We start from the raw sequence: 7,205 nt of genomic DNA, 5'->3' as shown, positions 1-7,205 counted from the left end.
GCCCCAAGCCGCTCCGCAACCGGCTCCGCAGCCGGCCGCGCGCGCGCAGGCGCCGCAGGGGCCCACGCAGGTCGTTCAAACGCGCGCGCGCCACATCCTGATCAAGACGTCGACCGTCATGAGCGATGAACTGGCCCGCCAGCGCCTGGAGCAGGTTCGCCAGCGTCTGGTGAACGGCAGCGCCAAGTTCGAGGAAATGGCACGCCAGTATTCGCAGGACGCCACTGCGCCGCAAGGCGGCGAACTGGGTTGGCTGAATCCGGGTGAAACCGTGCCGCCGTTCGAGGCCGCGATGAACACGCTGCAACCTGGCGAAATCAGCCAACCCGTGCAGACGCCGTTCGGTTGGCACCTGATCGAGGTCGAAGAACGCCGCGATCACGATGCGACCGACGATCTGGCCCGCATGCGCGCCCGCCAGACGCTGTTCGAGCGCCGTGCCCAACCGGCCTTTGAAGACTGGCTCGAGCAGCTGCGTGCGCAGGCGTACGTCGACAACCGCCTCGAGAAGCAGCAGAAGATCCAGCAGAACAACCGCTAAACGCATTACGGGCTTTTCATGTCTCAACACCAGGCGCGCAAGCGCTTTGGCCAGAACTTCCTGACCGACGACAGCGTCGTCGAGTCCATCGTCCGGGCGGTTGCGCCCGCCCGCGACGATGCCGTGGTCGAAATCGGCCCAGGCCTGTCCGCGCTGACGCGGCCGCTGCTCGAGCGCCTGGACCATCTCACCGCGGTCGAAATCGACCGCGATCTGGCCGCCCGACTGCGCAAGCAGTTCGAGGCTTCCCGCCTGACGGTCGTCGAAGCCGACGCGCTGACGGTGGATTTCTCGCAGTTCGGCGGCGCGCTGCGCGTTGTGGGCAACCTGCCTTACAACATCTCCAGCCCGTTGCTGTTTCACCTGATGACCTGGGCCGATCACATCCGCGACCAGCATTTCATGCTGCAGCGCGAAGTGATCGACCGCATGGTGGCTAAGCCCGGCTCCGGCGATTTCAGCCGCTTGTCCGTGATGCTGCAGTCGCGCTATCGCATGCACAAGCTGTTCGACGTGCCGCCCGAGGCCTTTGATCCGCCGCCCAAGGTGGTGTCTGCCATCGTGCGCATGGTGCCCTTGCCGGCGGACCGCCTGCGGCCCATCAGCGAGCGTGCGTTCGAAACCGTCGTGGCGCGCGCCTTTTCGCAGCGCCGCAAGATGCTGCGTCGGGTGCTGGCCGACTGGGCGCCGCAAGTGCCCTGGGAAGCGCTTGAAATTGCGCCCACCGCGCGCGCCGAGGATATTTCGGTGGACCGCTACATCCGCCTGTCGGATGCGCTGGTCGAAGCCGGGGTGTTGGCGCGCGATTGACGCCCTTTCGGTATGGCAAGGCAATGCAAAAAGGCCCCTCGGGGCCTTTTTGCTTTTCCGCGCTACGGCGGGGGGCAACGTCGCCGGCATGCACAGTGCCGGCAGCCGGATCACAGCATGCGTTTCTGCGCCGCCATCCACAGCAGCATCACGTCCCGCGCCCGGTCTGTCAGCAGGCGCTCGGCATCCACCAGCGCCAGCTGCAACGTGATCGGGCCTGGGGCCAGGCTGAATGCGGCGCTGATGCCGCAGGTGTGCAGGGCCTCGTAGCCATCGCCCAGCGAGCCGGCCAGCGCCACGACGGGTACGCCCGCGCGCTGCGCAATCCTGGCGACGCCGGCGGGCGTCTTGCCCCGCAGGGTCTGTGCGTCCATCCGGCCTTCGCCGGTGAACACCAGCGTTGCGCCTTCCACCGCGTCGGCCAGGCCACCCAGTTCCGCGACGATTTCCACCCCGGGGCGGAAATGCGCATTGAGAAACGCCTTGGCGGCAAAACCCAGGCCGCCGGCGGCGCCTGCGCCGGGTTCATCGCGGTGATCCGCGTTCAGATGACGGGCGCAGACATCGGCGAAGTGGCCCAGCATCGTGTCCAGCGTCTGCACCTGTTCCGGCGTCGCGCCTTTTTGCGGACCAAAGACATGTGAGGCGCCCTGCGGACCGCACAAAGGGTTGTCGACGTCGGAGGCGATATCGATGCGGACCTGCGCCAGCCGCGGGTCCAGGCCGCGTGTGTCGATCGAGGCAAGCTGCCCCAGCGCGCCGCCGCCCGGCGGCAGGCTGTTGCCCCCCGCGTCCAGCAGGCGCAGTCCCAGCGCCGTCAGCATGCCGGCGCCCGCGTCGTTGGTGGCCGATCCGCCAAGGCCCAGGATGATGCGCGTCGCGCCCGCGTCCAGTGCCGCGCGCATCAGCTCGCCCACGCCGTGGCTGCTGGCGCGCATCGGGTCGCGCTTTGCCGGTGCAATCAATTCAAGCCCCGCCGCAGCGGCCATCTCGATGATGGCGGTGCCGTCTTCCAGCAGTCCCCAGACGGCATCGACCTTATGTCCGAGCGCGTCGTTGACCGCGATCTGCCGTTCCTTGCCGCCGGTGGCCGCGAGGACGGCTTCGACCGTGCCTTCGCCGCCGTCAGCCATTGGGACGCACACCGTATGCGCGCCGGGAAAGGCCGCCTTGACGCCGCGCGCAATGGCGGCGGCCGCATCCGGCGCGGAAACGCTTTCTTTGAACGAGTCGGGAGCGATAACGATTTTCACGGGTGTCGTTGGGCGTGTTGAGGGTCGGAAATGTCACCCATGATACCCGTGGCAACGCGGCCGGCGTACCATAGCGCTTTCGTTGTTTTTGCGAGAGTGGACCGCCATGCCTGTATTGCGCCGCACCAAAATTGTCGCCACCCTGGGACCCTCGACCTCGTCGCCCGAACGTATCGACGCGATGATTCGCGCGGGGCTGGACGTGGCGCGGCTGAACTTCTCGCACGGCAGCGCGGACGATCACCGCGAACGCGCGCGCATGGTCCGCGAGATCGCCGCCAAGCAAGGCCGCTACGTCGCCATCATGGGCGACCTGCAGGGGCCCAAGATCCGCATTGCACGTTTTGTCGACAAGCTGGTGCAACTGCAGGTGGGTCAGCCGTTCACGCTGTCGCGCGTGCATCCCAAGGACGCGGGCACCGCCAGCATCGTGGGCATCGATTACCCCGAACTTGTCACCGACTGCCGCGTGGGCGACGAGCTGCTGCTCGATGACGGCCGCGTCGTGCTGGTCGTCGACCGCGTCGAAGGCGACGAGGTCCACACCACCGTCACGGTGGGCGGCCCGCTGTCCAACAACAAGGGCATCAACCGCCGCGGCGGCGGCCTGTCGGCGCCCAGCCTCACTGACAAGGACCGCGTCGACATCAAGCTGGCCGCTGAGATGGAACTGGACTACGTGGCCGTGTCGTTCCCGCGCTATGGCAGCGACATCGACGAGGCCCGCACCCTGCTTGCCGCCGCCGGCAGCCAGGCGTGGATCATCGCCAAGATCGAACGCGCGGAAGCCGTGGCCGACGACGAAGCCCTGGACGCGCTGATCCGCGCCAGCGACGGCGTCATGGTGGCGCGCGGCGACCTGGGCGTGGAAGTGGGCGATGCCGAACTCGTGGGCATCCAGAAGCGCATCATTCAGCACGCGCGCACGCTGAACAAGGTCGTCATCACCGCCACGCAGATGATGGAGTCGATGATCTCCAGTCCCATGCCGACCCGCGCCGAAGTCTCGGACGTGGCGAACGCGGTGCTGGACTACACCGATGCCGTCATGCTGTCGGCGGAAAGCGCCTCCGGCCAATATCCGGTCGAAACGGTGCAGGCCATGGCCCGAGTGTGCCTCGGCGCAGAAAAGCACCCCACCTCGACCAAATCGCACCATCGCGTGGGCGAAACCTTCACGCGCTGCGACGAGACCATCGCGCTGGCGGCCATGTATGCGGCCAACCATTTCCCCGGCGTGAAAGCCGTCATCGCGTTGACCGAAAGCGGCCACACGCCGCTCATCATGTCGCGCATCCGCTCGGGCGTGCCGATCTACTGCTACAGCCCGCACAGCGTGACGCAGAACCGCGTAACCATGTTCCGCGGCGTGTACACGATTCCGTTCTCGCCGTCGGAGTACGATCCCGCCGACCTGTCCAACGCCGCCATCGACGAACTGCGCAAGCGCAATCTGGTGCAGACGGGCGACTGGGTCATTCTGACCAAGGGCGATTTCTACCGCGACAGCGGCGGCACCAACGGGATGAAGATACTGCTGGTGGATTGAGGCGGCATGAACCGCGGAGGCCCGGCGATGAAAGCCGGCCGCCGCGATCTGCGGTCAACCAAAGAACCAGTAGCACACGCCGATCGCGGCCAGCACGCCGGCCAGGTCGGCGATCAGCGCGCAGCCCACCGCATGGCGGGCGCGCAGGATCCCCACCGATCCGAAATACACCGCCAGCACGTAGAACGTGGTCTCGGTGCTGCCTTGCACCACCGCAGCCAGCAGCGCCGGGAAACTGTCCACGCCAAAGTGCGTCATGGTTTCCAGCATCATGGCGCGCGCCGCGCTGCCCGAGAACGGTTTGACCAGCGCGGTGGGCAACGCGTCCACAAACCGCGTGTCCCAGTTGGCCTGCGCGGCCACCCAGCGGATGCCGTCCAACAGGAAGTCCAGCGCGCCCGACGCGCGCAGCACGCCCACGGCGCACAGCATCGCCACCAGATAGGGCAGCAGGCTCTTGGCGATGTCGAATCCTTCCTTCGCGCCCTCGATGAAGGCCTCGTACACGGGCACCTTTTTCCAGGCGCCCACGATCAGAAACGTCAGCAGAATGCCGAACAGCGTCAGGTTGCCCAATAGCGAGGACAGCGAGGCGATCGCGGCCGCCGACATGCTGGCCAGCAGCGCCATGAACCCACCGAGCAGAAGCGCCGCGCCGCCCAGCCACAGCATGATGACGGGATCGGCCAGGCGCAGGCGCTGGCACAGCGCCACCGCCAGAAAGCCGGCCAGCGTGGACGCGCTGGTGGCCAGCAGGATGGGCAGAAACACCAGCGTGGGATCGGGCGCGCCCTGTTGCGCGCGGAACATGAACAGCGTGACGGGCAAGAGTGTCAGCGACGACGCATTGAGCACCAGGAACAGGATCTGCGCGTTGGTGGCGGTGTCGGGCTTGGGGTTGAGCGATTGCAGCTCGCGCATGGCGCGCAGGCCGATGGGCGTGGCGGCGTTGTCCAGCCCGAGGCCATTGGCCGCAAAGTTCAGCGTGATGAGGCCGATGGCCGGATGATTGCGCGGCACTTCGGGCATCAGGCGCGCGAACAGCGGTCCCAGCAACCGCGCCAGCTTTTCGACGAGGCCCGCGCCTTCGGCGATGCGCAGGAAACCGAGCCACAGCGTCAGCGTGCCAAACAGCAGCACCATCACTTCCACGGACACGCGCGCCATGTCGAACAGGCTGGCGACCATCTGGCGAAAGACCTCGGGATCTCCGATGACCAGCCAGCGGTACAGCGCGGCCGCGGCAGCGGTGAGAAAGAAGCCAAGCCAGAGTTTGTTCAGCATGCGGACGTGCCCGGACAGCGGTTGATTGCGCATCAGCGCGGCGACGCTCATTGTCGCAGAGTCGGTAAGCCGCAGCTTGGCCGCACGGCGCCAATTCTGGTACTTTGCCCCGATACGTCTTGTAGCGAACCACAGGGGGACCCATGGATTTCAACGCCTGGCGCCGGCGCCGCATTTCGGAACCCGCATACCGCTGGGCCCGCAATGCATTGCCGGCCATGTCGGCCACCGAACGCGAAGCCATCGAAGCCGGCGACAGCTGGTGGGACGCCGACCTGTTCACGGGCAACCCCGACTGGCGCAAGCTCCTCGCTGTGCCGCCCGCCACGTTGACGTCCGATGAGCAACGATTCATCGACGGCCCCGTGCGGCAGCTTTGCGGCATGCTGGACGAATGGGATATCTCCTGGAACCGCCGCGACCTGCCGCCGCAGATCTGGGAGTTCCTGAAGGCGCAGCGCTTCTTCGGCATGATCATTCCGCGGCGCCATGGCGGCCTGGGCTTTTCTCCGTACGCGCACTCCGAGGTCGTGCGCCGCATTTCCGCCTATTCCATCACCGCCGGCGTCACGGTCATGGTGCCGAATTCGCTGGGACCCGGCGAGCTGCTGATGCAGTTCGGCACGCAGGCGCAGCGCGATTACTGGCTGCCGCGGCTGGCCGACGGCCGTGAAGTCCCGTGCTTCGGCCTGACCAGTCCCGAGGCCGGATCGGACGCGGCTTCGATGGTCGATACCGGCGTCGTGTGCCGCCAGGTCGTGGATGGTCGAGAGCTCATCGGCATCCGGCTCAACTGGCACAAGCGCTACATCACACTGGGGCCGGTGGCCACCGTGCTGGGGCTGGCGTTCAAGATGTCGGACCCCGACGGCATCCTGGGCGGCGCCAAGGACATCGGCATTTCGGTGGCGCTGGTCCCCACGGATGCGCCCGGCGTCGACATCGGCCGCCGCCACCTGCCTGCAATGCAGGTTTTCCAGAATGGGCCCAACTCGGGGCGCGACGTCTTCGTGCCGCTGGATGCGCTGATCGGCGGCGTGGAACGCGCCGGGCAGGGCTGGCAGATGCTGATGAGCGCGCTGGCCGCCGGACGCGGCATTTCGCTGCCGTCGCTGTCGGCCGCCGCCGCCGCGATGTGCGCGCACACCACCGGCATGTATGCCCGGGTGCGCGAGCAGTTCGGCATTCCGATCGGCAAATTTGAAGGCGTGCAGGAACGGCTGGCCAGCCTGGCCGGCAACGCCTATCTGGTCGAGGCCGCGCGCCGCCTGACCTGCGCCGCGCTCAACCAGGGCGTCAAGCCCGCGGTCGTGTCCGGCATCATGAAATACCACGCCACCGAGCGCATGCGCACGTCGGTGAACGACGCGATGGACGTGCATGCGGGCCGCGCCGTCATGGACGGGCCCAGCAATTACCTCGGCTCGCTGCACCGCGCCGTGCCCATTGCGATCACGGTCGAGGGCGCCAACATCCTCACGCGCAATCTGATCATCTTCGGGCAGGGCGCCATCCGCGCCCATCCCTACCTGATGCCCGAGATCCTGGCGCTGGGCAATCCCGACGAGGAACGCGGCATCGAGGTCTTTCACGATGTCTTCTGGCGCCATCTGCGCCACGCGGGGATGAACACGCTGCGCGCGATCGGCCGCGCCTGGACGGGCGGCATGCTGGCGCCCGCGCCGGCCTCGGGGCCGGTGGCAGGCCATTACCGCCGGCTGGGCCGCTATGCGTCGGGCTTTGCGCTGCTGGCGGACGCCACGCTGGC

General features: G+C 67.2%; 6 protein-coding genes. 4 read left to right on the top strand and 2 right to left on the bottom strand.

Annotation, left to right across the window (positions count from 1 at the left end):
• The coding region (locus tag B3446_RS02890) for a peptidylprolyl isomerase (protein ID WP_291377252.1) at positions 1-541 on the top strand (541 nt) is incomplete at its 5' end.
• Positions 542-559: 18 nt separating this feature from the next.
• Positions 560-1,351: a 16S rRNA (adenine(1518)-N(6)/adenine(1519)-N(6))-dimethyltransferase RsmA gene (rsmA, locus tag B3446_RS02885; RefSeq protein WP_175123313.1), complete on the top strand. Its 792-nt coding sequence runs from the start codon at positions 560-562 to the stop codon at positions 1,349-1,351.
• 110 nt (positions 1,352-1,461) lie between these two features.
• Here the strand turns inward: rsmA and B3446_RS02880 are convergent, their stop codons facing one another.
• Positions 1,462-2,604 carry a glycerate kinase gene (locus B3446_RS02880; protein ID WP_291377251.1) on the bottom strand — a complete coding sequence of 381 codons (1,143 nt, stop codon included), beginning with the start codon at positions 2,602-2,604 and terminating at the stop codon, positions 1,462-1,464.
• Positions 2,605-2,710: 106 nt separating this feature from the next.
• On the opposite strand from B3446_RS02880, the gene pyk reads away from it, so the two are divergent.
• Positions 2,711-4,153: a pyruvate kinase gene (pyk, locus tag B3446_RS02875; RefSeq protein WP_291377250.1), complete on the top strand. Its 1,443-nt coding sequence runs from the start codon at positions 2,711-2,713 to the stop codon at positions 4,151-4,153.
• A gap of 54 nt (positions 4,154-4,207) precedes the next feature.
• Here the strand turns inward: pyk and B3446_RS02870 are convergent, their stop codons facing one another.
• Entirely contained in the window at positions 4,208-5,437 is a 1,230-nt protein-coding gene (locus B3446_RS02870) for a nucleoside recognition domain-containing protein (protein WP_291377249.1), read from the bottom strand.
• 143 nt (positions 5,438-5,580) lie between these two features.
• On the opposite strand from B3446_RS02870, the gene B3446_RS02865 reads away from it, so the two are divergent.
• Positions 5,581-7,205: acyl-CoA dehydrogenase (locus B3446_RS02865; RefSeq protein ID WP_291377248.1), on the top strand; the 1,625-nt coding region annotated here is incomplete at its 3' end.

The sequence above is a fragment of the Achromobacter sp. UBA5777 genome (assembly GCF_002418565.1).
GTDB lineage: Bacteria > Pseudomonadota > Gammaproteobacteria > Burkholderiales > Burkholderiaceae_B > Achromobacter > Achromobacter animicus.
This window is presented reverse-complemented; position numbering and strand designations above follow the sequence as displayed.